The organism is Pseudomonas sp. NFR02 (genome assembly GCF_900119375.1).
In the GTDB taxonomy this organism is placed as follows: domain Bacteria; phylum Pseudomonadota; class Gammaproteobacteria; order Pseudomonadales; family Pseudomonadaceae; genus Aquipseudomonas; species Aquipseudomonas paracarnis.
Genome location: NZ_FPJJ01000001.1, coordinates 166,361 through 181,712, shown reverse-complemented (window position 1 = coordinate 181,712; position 15,352 = coordinate 166,361). Strand labels below are relative to the sequence as shown.

Annotated in this window: 16 protein-coding genes; 8 read left to right on the top strand and 8 right to left on the bottom strand. The window is 60.3% G+C overall.

Annotated elements, in window-relative coordinates; all coding sequences use genetic code 11:
• Window positions 1-166 precede the first annotated feature (166 nt).
• Both speB and BT199_RS00830 read left to right on the top strand, forming a co-directional pair.
• Window positions 167-1,117 carry an agmatinase gene (gene speB / locus BT199_RS00835; protein WP_014719407.1) on the top strand — a complete coding sequence of 317 codons (951 nt, stop codon included), beginning with the start codon at window positions 167-169 and terminating at the stop codon, window positions 1,115-1,117.
• A 162-nt stretch (window positions 1,118-1,279) separates the two neighbouring features.
• Window positions 1,280-2,662 carry a sodium:solute symporter family protein gene (locus BT199_RS00830; RefSeq protein WP_014719408.1) on the top strand — a complete coding sequence of 461 codons (1,383 nt, stop codon included), beginning with the start codon at window positions 1,280-1,282 and terminating at the stop codon, window positions 2,660-2,662.
• Window positions 2,663-2,839: 177 nt separating this feature from the next.
• Here the strand turns inward: BT199_RS00830 and BT199_RS27330 are convergent, their stop codons facing one another.
• A complete protein-coding gene (locus BT199_RS27330) occupies window positions 2,840-2,962 on the bottom strand; it encodes a PA1414 family protein (RefSeq protein ID WP_003193089.1) in 123 nt (40 codons plus the stop codon).
• A gap of 142 nt (window positions 2,963-3,104) precedes the next feature.
• The gene (locus BT199_RS00825; protein WP_014719409.1) at window positions 3,105-3,998 is read right to left on the bottom strand and encodes a putrescine utilization regulator PtrR; all 894 of its coding nucleotides are present in this window, start codon (window positions 3,996-3,998) and stop codon (window positions 3,105-3,107) included.
• Between the two features lie 104 nt (window positions 3,999-4,102).
• Between BT199_RS00825 and BT199_RS00820 the strand changes: the two genes are divergently transcribed.
• Complete coding sequence (locus BT199_RS00820) at window positions 4,103-5,281, top strand: MFS transporter (RefSeq protein WP_072433679.1); 1,179 nt, start codon at window positions 4,103-4,105, stop codon at window positions 5,279-5,281.
• On the opposite strand, the gene BT199_RS00815 is transcribed toward BT199_RS00820, so the two are convergent.
• Both BT199_RS00815 and BT199_RS00810 read right to left on the bottom strand, forming a co-directional pair.
• Window positions 5,225-5,623, bottom strand: a complete 399-nt coding sequence (locus tag BT199_RS00815; protein WP_058410744.1) for a DUF2177 family protein — start codon at window positions 5,621-5,623, stop codon at window positions 5,225-5,227. The genes BT199_RS00820 and BT199_RS00815 overlap by 57 nt on opposite strands.
• Window positions 5,624-5,734: 111 nt before the next feature.
• Window positions 5,735-6,571: a CvfB family protein gene (locus tag BT199_RS00810; protein ID WP_019820451.1), complete on the bottom strand. Its 837-nt coding sequence runs from the start codon at window positions 6,569-6,571 to the stop codon at window positions 5,735-5,737.
• 323 nt (window positions 6,572-6,894) lie between these two features.
• Here BT199_RS00810 and BT199_RS00805 point away from each other — a divergent pair, with 323 nt between their 5' ends.
• The 3 genes from BT199_RS00805 to BT199_RS00795 all read left to right on the top strand — a co-directional run bounded on the left by BT199_RS00805 (window position 6,895) and on the right by BT199_RS00795 (window position 8,942).
• Window positions 6,895-7,074 (top strand): hypothetical protein, encoded by a 180-nt coding sequence (locus tag BT199_RS00805; protein WP_003193095.1) that lies wholly within the window; start codon window positions 6,895-6,897, stop codon window positions 7,072-7,074.
• Between the two features lie 212 nt (window positions 7,075-7,286).
• A complete protein-coding gene (locus BT199_RS00800; RefSeq protein ID WP_019820453.1) occupies window positions 7,287-8,009 on the top strand; it encodes a TorF family putative porin in 723 nt (240 codons plus the stop codon).
• Window positions 8,010-8,075: 66 nt separating this feature from the next.
• Window positions 8,076-8,942, top strand: coding sequence for a DUF6279 family lipoprotein (locus BT199_RS00795; protein ID WP_072433678.1), 867 nt, complete (start codon window positions 8,076-8,078; stop codon window positions 8,940-8,942).
• Between the two features lie 13 nt (window positions 8,943-8,955).
• Here BT199_RS00795 and BT199_RS00790 read toward each other — a convergent pair whose 3' ends face one another.
• The 3 genes from BT199_RS00790 to BT199_RS00780 all read right to left on the bottom strand — a co-directional run bounded on the left by BT199_RS00790 (window position 8,956) and on the right by BT199_RS00780 (window position 12,026).
• Window positions 8,956-9,783, bottom strand: coding sequence for a copper resistance protein B (locus tag BT199_RS00790; RefSeq protein WP_072433677.1), 828 nt, complete (start codon window positions 9,781-9,783; stop codon window positions 8,956-8,958).
• Window positions 9,784-9,793: 10 nt separating this feature from the next.
• Window positions 9,794-11,509 carry a copper resistance system multicopper oxidase gene (locus BT199_RS00785; protein ID WP_072433676.1) on the bottom strand — a complete coding sequence of 572 codons (1,716 nt, stop codon included), beginning with the start codon at window positions 11,507-11,509 and terminating at the stop codon, window positions 9,794-9,796.
• 127 nt (window positions 11,510-11,636) lie between these two features.
• Window positions 11,637-12,026 (bottom strand): hypothetical protein, encoded by a 390-nt coding sequence (locus BT199_RS00780; RefSeq protein ID WP_014719416.1) that lies wholly within the window; start codon window positions 12,024-12,026, stop codon window positions 11,637-11,639.
• 153 nt (window positions 12,027-12,179) lie between these two features.
• On the opposite strand from BT199_RS00780, the gene BT199_RS00775 reads away from it, so the two are divergent.
• Window positions 12,180-12,449, top strand: a complete 270-nt coding sequence (locus BT199_RS00775) for a hypothetical protein (RefSeq protein WP_072433675.1) — start codon at window positions 12,180-12,182, stop codon at window positions 12,447-12,449.
• Between the two features lie 64 nt (window positions 12,450-12,513).
• Here the strand turns inward: BT199_RS00775 and BT199_RS00770 are convergent, their stop codons facing one another.
• Window positions 12,514-13,860, bottom strand: a complete 1,347-nt coding sequence (locus BT199_RS00770) for a DEAD/DEAH box helicase (RefSeq protein ID WP_003193110.1) — start codon at window positions 13,858-13,860, stop codon at window positions 12,514-12,516.
• A 191-nt stretch (window positions 13,861-14,051) separates the two neighbouring features.
• Between BT199_RS00770 and BT199_RS00765 the strand changes: the two genes are divergently transcribed.
• Window positions 14,052-15,344, top strand: coding sequence for a mechanosensitive ion channel family protein (locus tag BT199_RS00765; protein ID WP_014719419.1), 1,293 nt, complete (start codon window positions 14,052-14,054; stop codon window positions 15,342-15,344).
• The last annotated feature ends 8 nt before the right edge of the window (window positions 15,345-15,352 follow it).

Sequence of the window (15,352 nt, the reverse complement as noted above, 5' to 3'; positions counted from 1 at the left end):
GTTGACGTTTTTCGCGAGCAAGCTCGCTCCTACAGAGACCATGGAGTTTACCCCAGGCTTTAGTTTAGAAAAATCTGAACTAAGTATTTGCCTCTGCCGATTCTTCCTAAGCCAGGCTTTTCGCAGAATCGGCCATCAATAAACAAAACAACGATGAGGCAATCCCGTGGACAAGATTTTCCACCAACCACTGGGCGGCAACGAAATGCCGCGCTTCGCCGGCATCGCCACCATGATGCGCCTTCCCCACCTGCAAACCGCCAAGGGCCTGGACGCCGCCTTCGTCGGCGTGCCTCTGGATATCGGCACCTCGCTGCGCGCCGGTACGCGCTTCGGCCCACGGGAAATCCGTGCCGAGTCGGTGATGATCCGCCCCTATAACATGGCCACCGGCGCTGCCCCCTTCGACTCATTGTCGGTGGCCGATATCGGCGACGTGGCGATCAATACCTTTAACCTGCTCGACGCGGTGCGCATCATCGAAGAAGCCTACGACGAGATCCTCGAGCACAACGTCATCCCCCTGACCCTGGGTGGCGACCACACCATCACCCTGCCGATCCTGCGGGCGATCCACAAAAAACATGGCAAGGTCGGGCTGGTGCACATCGACGCCCACGCCGACGTCAACGACCATATGTTCGGCGAGAAAATTGCCCACGGCACCACCTTCCGCCGCGCCGTGGAAGAGGGCTTGCTCGATTGCGACCGCGTGGTGCAGATCGGCCTGCGCGCCCAGGGGTATACCGCCGAAGACTTCAACTGGAGCCGCAAGCAAGGCTTCCGTGTGGTCCAGGCCGAAGAATGCTGGCATCACTCCCTCGCGCCGCTGATGGCCGAAGTGCGGGAAAAAGTCGGCGGCGGCCCGGTGTATCTGAGCTTTGACATCGACGGCATCGACCCCGCCTGGGCGCCCGGCACCGGCACCCCTGAAATCGGCGGGCTGACCACCATCCAGGCCATCGAAATCATCCGTGGCTGCCAGGGCCTCGATCTGATTGGTTGCGACCTGGTAGAAGTTTCGCCGCCTTACGACACCACCGGCAATACCTCGTTGCTGGGCGCCAACTTGCTGTACGAGATGCTCTGCGTACTGCCTGGCGTCGCGCATCGCTGATAAGGCGAATGCGCTGAGAACAATAAAAACCGCGTCTTCACACTCAGAACCAAGGGGATCGCACAGATCCCCGACAACGATGTACCTGACTTTCGCTCGCGTGTTTACCGAGCCAGCTGCCGCCTGATCGCCCATAAAAAATATAATCGGAGAACCGCCGTCATGGCTTTGGATTTATTCGTCGTACTCATCTACGCCGCCGGCATGCTGGTGCTCGGCTACTACGGCATGCGTCGCGCCAAAACCCACGAAGACTACCTGGTCGCCGGCCGTAACCTCGGCCCGTCACTGTACATGGGCACCATGGCCGCTACGGTGCTGGGCGGTGCCTCCACCGTCGGCACCGTGCGCCTGGGGTATGTGCATGGTATTTCGGGTTTCTGGCTGTGCGCCGCGCTCGGCGCGGGCATCATTGCCCTGAACCTGTTCCTGGCCAAGCCGCTGTTGAAGCTGAAAATCTTCACCGTCACCCAGGTCCTGGAAAAACGCTACAACCCCATGGCCCGCCAGGCCAGCGCGGTGATCATGCTGGCCTACGCGCTGATGATCGGCGTGACCTCGATCCTGGCCATTGGCACCGTGCTGCAAGTGCTGTTTGACCTGCCGTTCTGGATGTCGGTACTGGTGGGCGGCGGCGTGGTGGTGGTGTATTCGACCATCGGTGGCATGTGGTCGCTGACCCTCACTGATATTGTGCAATTCGTGATCAAGACCGTCGGCCTGATGTTCATCCTGTTGCCGATCTGCCTGTACCGCGTCGGTGGCTGGGATGAACTGGTGGCCAAACTGCCGGCGTCGAACTTCAGCTTCACCGCTATCGGCTGGGACACGATCATCACCTACTTCATGATCTACTTCTTTGGCATCCTGATCGGCCAGGATATCTGGCAACGGGTCTTCACCGCCCGTGACGAAAAGGTCGCCCAGTACGCAGGCACTTTCGCCGGCTTCTATTGCATCCTGTACGGCCTGGCCTGTGCGCTGATCGGCATGGCTGCCCATGTGCTGATCCCGGACCTGGACAACGTCAACAATGCCTTCGCCGCGATCGTCAAAGCTTCGCTGCCGGACGGCATTCGCGGCCTGGTCATCGCCGCCGCGCTGGCCGCCATGATGTCCACCGCCAGCGCCGGCCTGCTCGCCGCCTCCACTGTGTTGACCGAAGACCTGCTGCCCCGCCTGCGCGGCGGCAAGGCGTCGAGCCTGCGCATCAACCGCCTGTTCACCCTGTTGACCGGCATTGCCGTGCTGGGTATCGCATTGGTGGTGAACGATGTGATCAGCGCCCTGACGCTGGCCTATAACCTGTTGGTGGGCGGTATGTTGGTACCCTTGATCGGCGCGATCTTCTGGAAGCGCGCGACCACCTCGGGCGCAATCACGTCCATGAGCCTGGGCTTTGTGACCGCGCTGGTGTTTATGTTCAAGGATGGGCTGGATGCAAACACGCCGATCTACTACAGCCTGGCAGTGGCGCTGGTGAGCTTTGTACTGGTGAGTTTGCTGTCGCGTCGGCCGGCCAAGGTGGCGGCTGCGGTGGTTTGAGCTATAACAGGGACGGGGATATTTTCTTCAGCGGGCGCGACGTCGGAGGTCGCGCCCGTTTTTTTCGCCTAGTGCAATACAACTGTGGGAGCGGGCTTGCTCGCGAAAACGGTGTGTCATTCAACCTTTCCGTTGGCTGATACACCGCTTTCGCGAGCAAGCCCGCTCCCACATTCTTTAGCGGCGACGGGGCCGACGTTGCTCGTCATCCGTGCGAATCGGCACCGGTTGCAGCGGAGGCTCGATCAAGCCCAACGCAACGCCAAGGTCGTGGAGCCAGTTTTGGATTTTCTCTTTCATGATTGCCCCCTTTGAGGGTAGTGCTGGCCGGCGTGAGTTCTGTCGCCGTTTCCTACAGTGATAGTAGCCCTAAGTCCTAGGTAATGCTTGAAGGAAACCACAACGAACTATTACTGAATTGATCCGAATCCTGACGGATCGTTCAAGCAATCGCGCGAGTGTCTTGCACGCACAGTGGGTTGCCGTCTTGCTGCAGGTCGATCCATGCATTGAGGTTAGCGCCGAGCATACCCTTTCGCCACATCAGCCAGGTGGTCGCAGTGGCAAAAGGCCCGGTCAGCGGATGAACGGACACGCTGTCCTTGCCGGGAAGGCTTGCGAGCATGGATTCAGACATCAACGCCACGCCGGAACCTGCGATCACGCAAGCGAGCATGCCTTGGTAGGACTCGATCTCGATCGCCCGCCCCATCGCCACTCGCTCATGGGAAAACCAGGTTTCCAGGCGCGTGCGGTAGGCGCAACTGCGCCGGAACGTGAACACCGCACGGCCCGCCACATCCTGGGGGCCACGCACCGGCGGATGATCGGCCTCGCAAATCAGCACCAGGCGCTCTTCGCACAGCGGTACGCCATCCAGGGTGGCGATGGTCAGCGGGCCGTCGACGAAGGCTGCGTCCAGGCGCCCGGTAATCAGCCCTTCCAGCAACTCCCCACTGGGTGCCGACTGCACCTGAAGGTTCACCATGGGGTAAGTCTTGTGATAGCGCGCCAGCAGCTTCGGCAAATGAACTGCGGCGGTGCTGTACATGCTGCCCAATACGAAATCACCGGCCGGTTGCCCGCCTTGTACGGCGCCGTGTGCTTCATCATGCAGCGCCAGCAGGCGAGTGCTGTAGTCCAGCAGTACCTTGCCCGCCGGAGAAAGCTGCAAACGCTGGCGCTCGCGCACGAACAGGTCGACACCCAATTGCTCTTCCATTTGTTTAAGCCGGGTCGACAGGTTGGACGGCACGCGGTGCAGGCGCTCGGCGGCACGGGTAATGGAGCCCTCTTCCGCCACAGCCTGGAAAATGCGCAATTGACTGAACTCCATTACTTTCTCCAAAACTGAACAAGTTACTCACTATTATTCAATTTTACAGAAAGTCAATCCGTCTTAGCCTGCAAGGCATTCGCTTCTTTGCAGGAAACCTGAACATGTCCCCGCTGATTCGTTTACTCGCCAGCTCCGTCGCCCTGATGATGGCCATGGGCATTGGCCGCTTCGCCCTGACTCCGCAAATGCCGCATTTGCTCAGTGAAGGCCAGATCGACCTGACCGGCGCCGGCCTGCTCGCTGCCGCCAATTACCTGGGTTATTTCGTCGGCGCGGTGGACTCGATCTTTGCCCGTAGCCATCAGCATGTGCGCGGGCGCCTCTACGGCGGGTTGTGGCTGTGCGTATTGCTGACCCTGGCGTCCTACTGGGCTAACGGGTTCTGGCCGCACTTGTTGCTGCGCTTTGGCGCCGGGGTCGCCAGTGCCTGGGCCCTGGTGATGATTACCAGCCTGAGCCAGCCACTGGCGATTGCCGCCGGCCGCCCGCGCCTGGGTGCGTTGGTGTTTGCAGGGCCGGGGTTGGGGATTGTGCTGACGGGGCTGCTGGCGTTGGTTTCCAACCTATTAGGGCAAAGCTCTGCCACGCTGTGGTTGCTCTACGGGACGGTAGCGCTGGTGATGCTGCTGGCGATCCTGCCGTTTTTACCCAAGCCGGACGTCACTGTTACCCAGGTCTCCAGCGCGGGGAGCAACGGCAGCATCGCGCACCTGTGCTGGATTTATTTCCTGTACGGCCTGGGCTACATCATCCCGGCGACTTTTCTGTCGCAGATGGCCAGCGCTCAATTCAACGGGGCCTGGCAGGCCGATCTGTTCTGGCCCTGCTTTGGCCTGGCGGCCGCGCTGGGAGTGGGGGTGGCCAGCCTGCGCCGCAAGCACCCGAACACCACCCGTCGCTGGCTGATGGCGACTTTATGGCTGCAAGCGACCGGGGTATTTGCCTGCCTGCTGGGCAATGGCTGGGGCTTGGCGCTGGGCGTGTTGCTGTGCGGTGCGCCATTTTTGGCCTGCATGCAGTTGGTGATGGCGCGATTAAGGGAGGTCGCACCCCATGGCTACCAACGCAGCACGGGGCTGCTGACCGCCAGCTTCGCCGTCGGCCAATTGAGCGGGCCACTATTGGCGTCGGTCAGCAGCCACCTCAGTGGCGGCCTGCAACCGGCGTTGGTCGCTGCCGGTACCGGGTTGTTATTAGCCGGTTCAGTACTGATCAACCGCCCTCTACCGCCGCAGCCGATTTGCACACAAGTGGCCAGCGGTGCAGCAAATGGCGGTTAGGCACGTGCCCCACGCCATGTCCATCAGCGCCAACCCGGCGGACCAGCCTTGAAGCGTGGCCCAGTTGCTCAGGTCATAGGTGCCATAGGCCACCAAGCCAAGCAAGGCGCCCAAACGCGCAGCGCGCTGCCAACTGGCGCTGGGCAAGATCACCAACACCACGCAACCGAGGACATACAGGAGATAGAACAATATCGCAGGCAACAGGCGTGGCTGATCAAGCATCAGCGTGCCGAGCAGGGATTTATAGGTGGAGCCCATGAGCACGCCAAGCCAGAGGCCGTCGAGGACCAGGAAGGCGAGCAAGGTGCCGAGGTAGGCAAAAACCGTTCTTTTCGACATGACACAACCCTGTAGGAGCGAGCTTGCTCGCGAAAAACGTACATCCGACGCCACACTGCGCCTGGAATATTTTCGCGAGCAAGCTCGCTCCTACAGGAGAGCAGCCTGTACTCAGCTTAGTTCAATGCGGTCCGCATGAATCACGATCTGCCCTTGCTTGTAGAGCGCACCAATGGCCTTCTTGAAGTTGCCCTTGCTCACGCCGAACAAGTTGCTGATCACCGCCGGGTCGCTTTTGTCGCTGACCGGCAGGGTGCCGTTGTTGTCACGCAACTTGGCGAGGATCTTCGAGTTCAGGCTGGAGGCCGCTTCCTGGCCCACCGGTTGCAGGCTCAGGCTGATGTTGCCATCGGCGCGGATCTCTTTGATGAAACCCTTCTCTTCCTTGCCCGGACGCAGGAACTTGAACACTTCGTTCTTGTGGATCAGGCCCCAGTGCTTGTTGTTGATGATCGCCTTGAAGCCCATGTCGGTGGCTTCGGCCACCAGCAGGTCGACTTCCTGGCCCACCTGGTAGTTGGCTGGCGTCTTGTCCAGGTAACGGTCAAGGCGAGCGGTGGCGGTGATGCGCTTGGTGTGCTTGTCGAGGTAGACGTGCACCACGCAATACTCACCTGCGGTCAGCTGGCGTTTTTCTTCCGAATACGGCAGCAGCAGATCCTTGGGCAAACCCCAATCAAGGAATACGCCAATGCTGTTGACTTCCACAACTTTCAAACTGGCGAATTCACCGACTTGAACTTTGGGTTTTTCGGTGGTGGCGATAAGTTTGTCATCGCTGTCCAGATAAATGAAAACGTTGAGCCAGTCTTCATCTTCACTGGGAATATCTTTAGGGATATACCGATTAGGCAAGAGGATTTCCCCATCTTGCGCACCATCGAGGTACAAACCAAAGTTAGTGTGCTTGACCACTTGCAAGCTGTTGTAGCGCCCGACTAAAGCCATTTCCAATACCCTCATTGCGTGGGCGGCATTCTACCCGAGTTGGGCCCTGCACGCGCGCGCGCCTGAAAAATCGCGGGCTGGCATGGCGTTCCAATGGCAGCGCCCCACTCGTCTGATCGTTCGGTTCACTTTGAGCAGGCCATCAGCGGGCCACCCGGCCTGTGGTTTCCAGCTAAAACAGTAAGTTAGCGCTTTATTTCGGCGTTGAACTTCGGCTATTTCCAGCGCTGGATATTAATCCTGAGGGATATTTGCCAAGCAATTGTCAAGTATTTCCTGTACGATGCCTGGCCAAGTTAATTTTCTACAGGTTAGTGGCCGCCATGCGTGTAAAAGCATCCAACAGCAAAGCAAAGCCAGCTCCCGCCGTTGAAACCAGCGAATCGATCAATAGCCAGATTGCTGCGTTCCTCAAGTCCGGCGGCGAAATCCAGCAAATTGCCAAGGGCGTGAGCGGCCAGACTTTCGGCCCGTCCAAGCAGATCAGCCTGGGCAAGAAGTAATAGTCATACCCTCGCACTGTATCTGGTCCCTAAGCGTCTTGCCTTCAAGGCGCTAGGACTAGAGTTGCAACCCCCTCCTCACACCTTCAATACGCAGCTAATCGACGAACGGGCCTCAACGCCAGGCATTCGCCGGTATCCTTGCACACGTCTAGCACGGGCATCCGCCTGAATCTTTCCGTTACTGCTCCTCGCTTTTCATGGAGTGAAGCATGCTTAAACGCTGTATTTTCGTGGTCAGCCTCCTGGTCGCCAGCCCTTTGGCCCAAGCGCATATCTTCCAGCGTGAACTGGGTGACTTCGACCTGAAATTAGGCACCACCCCCAGCCGCACCATGGCCCAGGGCCTGGTCAAGCCGACCGCCCCTGGCAGCGACTCGTTCCACGGTGGCCTGGACCTTACCCACGACAGCGGCCTGTATTTCGGCCAGTTTTCCCCAAACATGGGCCTGTCGTCGGCCAATAACCTTGAAGTCGACTCCTACATGGGCTTCAAGCGTCCGTTCGACCAGACCCTGGGCTACGAAGTCGGCTTGATCCACTACAGCTACCCCAAGGTCAGCCCCCTCGACAGCCAGGAGTTCTACGGCGGGCTGAACCTGTTGGGCAACCGCTTTGGCGTGTCCTTCAGCAACGACCCCGACCGCCAGGACAGTACCCTGTTTGCCGACCTGGGCGGTACCCAGCCTTTCGGCATCGGCGTCAGCATGAAGTACACCACCCATCAACTGGGCACACCGGTCTCGGTAGAGAACGGCGCCATCAGCAGTTTCAGCGATTGGTCGGTGCAGTTTTCCCGGGCCTGGAAAGGCATTGACCTGGACCTGATCTACAGCGGCTCCAGCCTCAGCGGCAGTGACTGCTCGGCCTACTCCGGACACAACTCGCAATGTGATGGGCTGTTGACCTTGAAGGCCGCGCGGTCGTTTTATTGATGGGCTGAACTGTCGCACCCCGCGCAGGTTCACATGCATTAACGCCCTCCATGCAAGGACCTGCCCATGTTGCGCCGGCTCAAACTCCTGATGGTACTGCTGACCCTGAGCCTGGTGCTCGCCGGCTGCAATCGCGTGGGCCTGGCCTACCGTAACCTCGACGTGATCATCCCCTGGACCCTCAACGACTACCTGGACATGAATGCCGGGCAAAAGAGCTGGTTCAACGACACCCTCAAGGAACACCTGGCCTGGCACTGCACCACGCAATTGCCTGGCTACCTGGACTGGCTCGACCGCCTGCAGCAGATGGTCGACAGTAACCAGGTCACCGACGCCGCATTGCAAACCCGTACTGTCGAAGCCAAACAGGCAATTGCCGAGATTGCTCGGGAAATCACGCCCTCAGCTGTGCAATTGCTGCAAGGCCTGGACGATCAGCAGGTCAAAGACATGAGCGATGCTCTGGCCAAGGACCTGCGCAAGCGCCAGGACGAATACCTCAAGCCACCACTGGCTCAACAAATCAAGGAACGCGCCGAGCGTATGAGCAAGCGCCTGGACGCCTGGATCGGCCCGTTGAGCCCAGGCCAGCAAAACCGCGTCACGGCCTGGTCGGCCGAGTTGGGCGCGCAAAACCAAGCGTGGATCGGCAACCGCGCCCATTGGCAGGCGCAATTTATCGAGGCGCTGCAACAACGCCACAATGCCGATTTCCCGCAGAAAATCCAGCGACTGCTGGTGGACCGCGAAAGCCTGTGGACCTCGCAATACCGCGCCGCCTACGCACAGACCGAAGCCGCCGCGCGCGGCTTGCTCGTGGACGTGATGGCCCAAAGCTCCCCAGCGCAGCGCGTGAAACTCACCCAGAAAATCGACAAGGTCCGCAGCGACTTCCAGGCGCTCAAATGCCTGAAAAGCGCACAGTCTTGATGGATGCTTGCGGTCAGAACCATAGGCGCACGCCAACCACCCAGTGCAGTTGGTTAACGTCTTCGTCTTCGTCCCGTGCGTATTGCGCGGTCTGGCCATAAGTGCGGTTCCAGCTGAGACCGACATAAGGCGCAAACTCGCGCCGAACTTCGTAGCGCAAGCGCAGGCCCAGTTCACTTTCCGCCAAGCCCGAACCAACGCCGCGTTGCGGATCGTTCTGCGCATAGAAGTTGAGTTCGGCGGTCGGCTGCAGGATCAGGCGATTGGTGAGCAGAATGTCGTAGTCACCCTCAAGGCGTGCGGCGGTATGCCCCGATTCGCCGACAAACAACGTGGCTTCGGCCTCGAAGTTGTAGAGCGCCATGCCTTGTAGGCCAAAGGCCGCCCAGCTCTGGCTAGCACCGGGCTTGAAGTCCTGGCGCACGCCGCCGACCACATCCCACCACGGGCTGATTGCGTGCCCCCATAACGCTTGGGCTTCGGCGCTTTCAGTGCGGCCGGCGCTGCGTTCGCCTTCACTGCGTAGCCACAACCGGTCGATGTCACCGCCGACCCAACCCTTGATGTCCCAAGTCTGCGCGTTGCCGTCGCCACCCTGCAATTCCAACTGGTTGACCAGTAGCATCGAGTTGACGCCGCTGTCGTGCACCTGATGCCCTCCCGGCGCGTTGTAGACCGCTGCACGGTCTGCGTCGGTCAGCGCCGGAATCGGCGTACGGCTTTGCGTCAGCGCTGGCGTCGCCGGGCTCATGCCCTGAAATTCATCCTCGGCCGCCAACGCCCATGGGGCGAACCCCAGCGTGGCGAAAGCGATGCAAAGGGACGAGACGCAACGGTTCATGCTCGCTTCCTTATTCATGCACGCGCACCTCGCGGAACATGCCCATTTCCATGTGGTACAGCAGGTGGCAGTGATAGGCCCAGCGCCCCAAGGCATCGGCGGTGACGCGGTAACTGCGACGGGAGCCCGGTGGCATGTCGATGGTGTGTTTGCGCACCAGGAACTGGCCGTTTTCGTCCTCCAGGTCGCTCCATAAGCCATGCAGGTGAATCGGGTGGGCCATCATGGTGTCGTTGACCAGCACCACCCGCACGCGCTCGCCATAAGTCAGTTGCAAGGGCTCGGCATCGGAAAACTTCACGCCATTGAACGACCAGGCGAACTTTTCCATATGCCCGGTGAGATGCAATTCGACGGTGCGGGAGGGGTCGCGGCCATCGGGGTCTTCGAAGGTACTGCGCAGGTCGGCATAGGTGAGCACCCGGCGGCCATTGTGGCGCAGGCCGACTCCAGGGTCGTCCAGCTTGGGCACCGGGTTCATCGCCTGCATGTCTACCAGCGCGTTGTTCTGCTCGCTGGCGGGGTGTTTCTGCATCGCCATCGCGCCCATGGCACTGTGATCCATGCCTTCCATGCCCGGCATATCGGCCATGGCACCGTGGTCCATGCCGCCCATGCCCATGTCCTCCATGGTCAGCCACGGGCGCGGATCAAGCAGTGGAACTGAGGCGGTCGCTCCCATCTGCCGGGCGAGGGTGCCACGGGCATAGCCTGTGCGGTCCATGGACTGAGCAAACAGGGTGTAAGCCTCTGCCACAGGCTCGACCAGCACGTCGTAGGTTTCCGCCACGGCGATACGGAACTCGTCGACACTTACCGGCTTTACCGGCTGACCATCCGCGGCGATGACGGTCATTTTCAACCCTGGAATGCGCACATCAAAATAGGTCATCGCCGAGCCATTGATAAAACGCAGGCGAATCGTTTCCCCCGCCTTGAACACTCCGGTCCAGTTCTGTCCAGGCGGCTGGCCGTTGAGCAAGTAGGTGTAGGTCTCGCCGCTGACGTCCGCAAGGTCGGTGGGGTTCATCTTCATTTGCGCCCACATCAGCCGGTCGGCAGCCGTGGCCGACCAGCCCTGCTTGCCCACATCCCGGATAAAATCGCCCAGGGTGGGTTTGTGCAGGTTGTAGTAATCGGACTGCTTCTTGAGGGTTTTCATCAGGGCGACGGGGTCTTCGTCGGTCCAGTCCGACAGCATCACCACGTAATCGCGCTGGTAGCTATAAGGCTCGGGTTCCTTGGGATCGATAACCAGCGGACCGTACACGCCCTGCTGCTCCTGAAGCCCGGAATGGCTGTGGTACCAGTAGGTGCCGTGCTGCTTGACCTTGAACTGGTAAACGTAAAGGCCGCCCGGTTCGATGCCCTTGAAGCTCAGGCCGGGCACGCCGTCCATGGTCGATGGCAACAGGATGCCGTGCCAGTGGATCGAAGTGGGCTCGCCAAGGCGGTTTTTCACGCGCAGGGTCACGGTGTCGCCCTCCCGCCAGCGTAACAGCGGGCCGGGCAGGCTGCCGTTGACGGTCAACGCGGTGCGCGGTTGGCCTGTCAGGTTGACCGGGGTCTGGTCAATAAACAGGTCAAACTCGCTGCCGGCGAGCACCGTGGGCTGGCCGGGGCTGATCAGTGCCCACACAGGGGGGCGCCAAAGCCCGAGCCCGCCCAACAGGCCGCCTGCGGCCAGGCCTTTGACGAATGTGCGTCTGGAGGTTGTGGAGTGCATGCCGATTCAAGTCCGTGAGTTGAATGGCAGCAGATTAGGAGTCGCCGGCTGTCAGCAACCTTAGCGGCAGATTACCGATTCGACAGGTTCACCCGGCACCCTCAGGGGCGCCGGGGGCATAAGAGGATCAGGCGATCTGGGCTTTTGAGGCCACTTCCGCGAACGTTGCCGGATCAAGCGCATCCGCTTGTTCATCCAACACCTGACGCGGATGATCATTGCCCGGAATCGAACTGTCGATCAGCGCCAGCAATTGCGCCCCCAGCGCCGTCAGGATGAAGTTCTCGCCATTGCCGCCCTCTTCCTCAGGCCGAGACTCAATAAAGCCACGCTTGAACAGCAGCGCCTCGTAGTCGGCAGCGGTCTTCTTCAGCGCGTCCAGGTTGCCAGTGTCCTCGCCGGCCGTCGCCTTCTCGGCCGCTTCCTGTTCGGCGTATTTGCGCGGGGCAAAGCTGCCCTCGCCGTTCTGCACTTCATGCAGCAGACGTTCGATCAGATCCCAATTGTAAGTCGTCATCCTGATTCCTCCTGCAGGCCGATGGAGTTAGCCCGTCTTAGGGAGTGACACGTTCCGGCACGGGCCGTTCAACCAAACGGACGGGCGTCATTTCTCTGAACTTTGCAGAGGTTTGCCACCTCAACTGCACATCACTGCCAAGGAAGTCCGACCATGAAAACCTTGATGAAGCTGACTCTCGCCGCCACGCTGATAAGCGCCCTGCCCGCCTGGGGCTGCACGCCCGAGGAGGCCACGACCAAGCGGGAGGAACTGGCCAAGGAAGTGTCCAAGCTCACCGAGCAGAACCCGACCAAGGCCAAGGAGATGAATGACCAGTTACAGAAGATGGACCTGGATACCGAAAGCGCCGAGTTTCCCGACAAGTGCCAGTTGATCGATGCGCGGCTCAAGGAGCTCAGAGAAGCTGCGGGGAAGCGTTGAGCACAGCGCGACGCTGATGGCGAAAAAAAACCGGACATCGTCCGGTTTTTTTAGGCCCGCCTGCTTATTCGGCAGCCGGTGCTTCTGGCTTGCGGCGCTTGAGCGGCGCCATGCCGTCCTTGCTGACGAGCGACAGGTTGTCGGTCTTCGGCCGGTTGGCGATCTTGCGCTTGGTCGGCGACTTGGCGCCGGTTTTCTTCTTGTCGCCCTTGGCGTCGGTCTTTTTCTTCTTCACGCCAACGGCCTTGCCCGACGCCTTGACCTTCTTCGGCCCGGTGTACGTGCCTTTGACTTCCTTGATGGTGCGGCGCTCGAACGACTGCTTCAGGTAGCGTTCGATGCTCGACATCAGGTTCCAGTCGCCGTGGCAGATCAGCGAGATAGCCAGGCCATCGTTGCCGGCCCGTCCGGTACGGCCGATACGGTGCACGTATTCGTCGCCGCTGCGGGGCATGTCGAAGTTGATCACCAGGTCCAGGCCGTCGACGTCGAGGCCGCGCGCGGCGACGTCGGTGGCCACCAGAATCTTCACGCCGCCCGCCTTGAGACGGTCGATGGCCAGCTTGCGGTCCTTCTGGTCTTTCTCGCCGTGCAGCACGAACGCCTTGTATTCCTGCGCAACCAGGCGCCCGTAGATACGGTCGGCGGCGGCACGGGTGTTGGTGAACACGATGGCCTTCTGGTAGGTCTCGTTGGCCAACAACCAGTTCAGGATCTGTTCTTTGTGCACGTTATGGTCAGCGGTGACGATCTGCTGACGCGTGGTGGCGTTCAGGTCGCTGACGTTGTTGACCTGCAAGTGCTCAGGGTTGTTCAGCACCTTGGCGACCATGTCGCGCAGGGTCGAACCACCGGTGGTGGCGGAGAACAGCATGGTCTGCTGGCGGTTGACGCACTCACCGACCAGACGTTGCACATCATCGGCAAAGCCCATGTCGAGCATGCGGTCGGCTTCGTCGAGCACCAGCACTTCGACTTCCTTGAGGTCGAGGTTGCCAGCGTTGAGCTGCTCGATCATGCGCCCTGGGGTGCCGATCAGGATGTCCGGTACCTTGCGCAACATCGCGGCCTGGACCTTGAAGTCTTCGCCACCGGTAATGATGCCGGACTTGATGAAGGTGAACTGCGAGAAGCGCTCGACTTCCTTCAGGGTCTGCTGGGCCAGCTCGCGGGTCGGCAGCAGGATCAGGGTCTTGATGCTGACGCGCACTTTGGCCGGGCCGATCAGGCGGTTAAGTACCGGCAGGACGAAAGCGGCGGTCTTGCCGCTGCCGGTTTGCGCCGTCACCCGCAGGTCACGCCCTTGCAGCGCGAGCGGGATGGCCGCTGCTTGCACAGGCGTAGGCTCGACAAATTTAAGCTCGGCCACGGCTTTAAGCAGGCGTTCGTGCAGGGCGAATTGGGAAAACACGGGTGCTACCTCGAAGAAATACAAATATCAGCTGCATAGGTTACCGGTTTCGGGCGCCCAAACCGAGTTTCTTTACGCGAACGGGGCTAATCAGCTGCTTTTTTGTCAGCGATTTTGTCCAGAGCGTCAACTTTGTTGCACTTAAATGCTCTAATCGCCCCGTGTTGTCTTACAGAAGAATCGGTTCACGCATGGATATCAAACAGCTCTGGCTCAACGTCCAAGACCTTTGGGGCGCCCTAGATGAACACCCGGTCCTGCATTCCAGCCTCGGCTTGCTGGTGTTGCTGGTGGTGGCATTGGTGGTGGGACGGGTCGCCCGTTACCTCATCCTGCACGCGGTCAAATTGCTCGGCCGGCAGCCGGCCCTGCACTGGCTGAACGACCTGCGGCATAACAAAGTCTTCCATCGCCTGGCGCAAATGACGCCGTCGCTGGTGGTCCAGTTCGGTCTGTACCTGGTGCCGGACCTGAGCAAGACCGCCATCCTGTTCATCGGCAACGTCGCCCTGGCGATCAGCATTCTGTTCATGGTTTTGGCCATGAGTGCCCTGCTCAACGCGCTGCTGGATATCTACGCACGCACCGAACACGCACGCACCCGCTCGATCAAGGGCTATGTGCAATTGGCGAAAATGGTGCTGTTCGTGTTCGGCGCGATCATCATCGTCGCCACCCTGATCGACCGCTCGCCACTGTTGCTGCTCTCAGGCCTGGGTGCGATGTCGGCGGTGATTCTGTTGGTGTACAAGGACACCCTGCTGTCGTTCGTCGCCAGTGTGCAATTGACCAGCAACGACATGCTGCGCGTCGGTGACTGGATCGAAATGCCTCAGGTCGGCGCCGATGGCGATGTGGTGGATATCACGCTGCACACGGTGAAGGTGCAGAACTTCGACAAGACCATCGTCTCCATCCCCACCTGGCGCCTGATGTCCGAGTCGTTCAAGAACTGGCGTGGCATGCAGGCCTCCGGTGGGCGCCGTATCAAGCGCAGCCTGTACATCGACGCCAGCGGCGTACGCTTCCTGAACGATGAGGAAGAAGTGCGCATGACCCAGGTGCACTTGCTCAGCGGCTATATCAGCCGCAAGCAGGCCGAACTCAAGGCCTGGAACGAGGCCCAGGGCCACAGCGCGCAACTGTCGGCCAACCGTCGGCGCATGACCAACCTCGGCACCTTCCGCGCGTACGCCCTGGCGTACCTGCAAAGCCACCCGGACATCCAGCCGAACATGACCTGCATGGTGCGCCAGATGCAAACCACCGCCCAGGGCGTGCCGCTGGAGATCTACTGCTTTACCCGCACCACGGCGTGGGGCGATTACGAGCGGATCCAAGGCGATATCTTCGATTATCTATTGGCAGTGTTGCCGGAGTTCGGGCTGAGCCTGTATCAACAGCCGAGCGGCAACGACCTGCGGGCCGGCGTGCTGCCTGCATTGGCCGGGGCCACTCAGGTACCCGTGGCCGAAACGGCATGAGGTGATGC

Coding starts and splice junctions, on each gene's coding strand:
- BT199_RS00785 (WP_072433676.1), bottom strand. CDS start 11,509: ATGCACTCCACAACCTCCAGACGCACATTCGTCAAAGGCCTGGCCGCA.
- BT199_RS00780 (WP_014719416.1), bottom strand. CDS start 12,026: ATGACGACTTACAATTGGGATCTGATCGAACGTCTGCTGCATGAAGTG.
- BT199_RS00825 (WP_014719409.1), bottom strand. CDS start 3,998: ATGGAGTTCAGTCAATTGCGCATTTTCCAGGCTGTGGCGGAAGAGGGC.
- BT199_RS00820 (WP_072433679.1), top strand. CDS start 4,103: ATGTCCCCGCTGATTCGTTTACTCGCCAGCTCCGTCGCCCTGATGATG.
- BT199_RS00795 (WP_072433678.1), top strand. CDS start 8,076: ATGTTGCGCCGGCTCAAACTCCTGATGGTACTGCTGACCCTGAGCCTG.
- BT199_RS00830 (WP_014719408.1), top strand. CDS start 1,280: ATGGCTTTGGATTTATTCGTCGTACTCATCTACGCCGCCGGCATGCTG.
- BT199_RS00790 (WP_072433677.1), bottom strand. CDS start 9,783: ATGAACCGTTGCGTCTCGTCCCTTTGCATCGCTTTCGCCACGCTGGGG.
- BT199_RS00815 (WP_058410744.1), bottom strand. CDS start 5,623: ATGTCGAAAAGAACGGTTTTTGCCTACCTCGGCACCTTGCTCGCCTTC.
- BT199_RS27330 (WP_003193089.1), bottom strand. CDS start 2,962: ATGAAAGAGAAAATCCAAAACTGGCTCCACGACCTTGGCGTTGCGTTG.
- BT199_RS00810 (WP_019820451.1), bottom strand. CDS start 6,571: ATGGCTTTAGTCGGGCGCTACAACAGCTTGCAAGTGGTCAAGCACACT.
- BT199_RS00775 (WP_072433675.1), top strand. CDS start 12,180: ATGAAAACCTTGATGAAGCTGACTCTCGCCGCCACGCTGATAAGCGCC.
- BT199_RS00765 (WP_014719419.1), top strand. CDS start 14,052: ATGGATATCAAACAGCTCTGGCTCAACGTCCAAGACCTTTGGGGCGCC.
- BT199_RS00800 (WP_019820453.1), top strand. CDS start 7,287: ATGCTTAAACGCTGTATTTTCGTGGTCAGCCTCCTGGTCGCCAGCCCT.
- BT199_RS00805 (WP_003193095.1), top strand. CDS start 6,895: ATGCGTGTAAAAGCATCCAACAGCAAAGCAAAGCCAGCTCCCGCCGTT.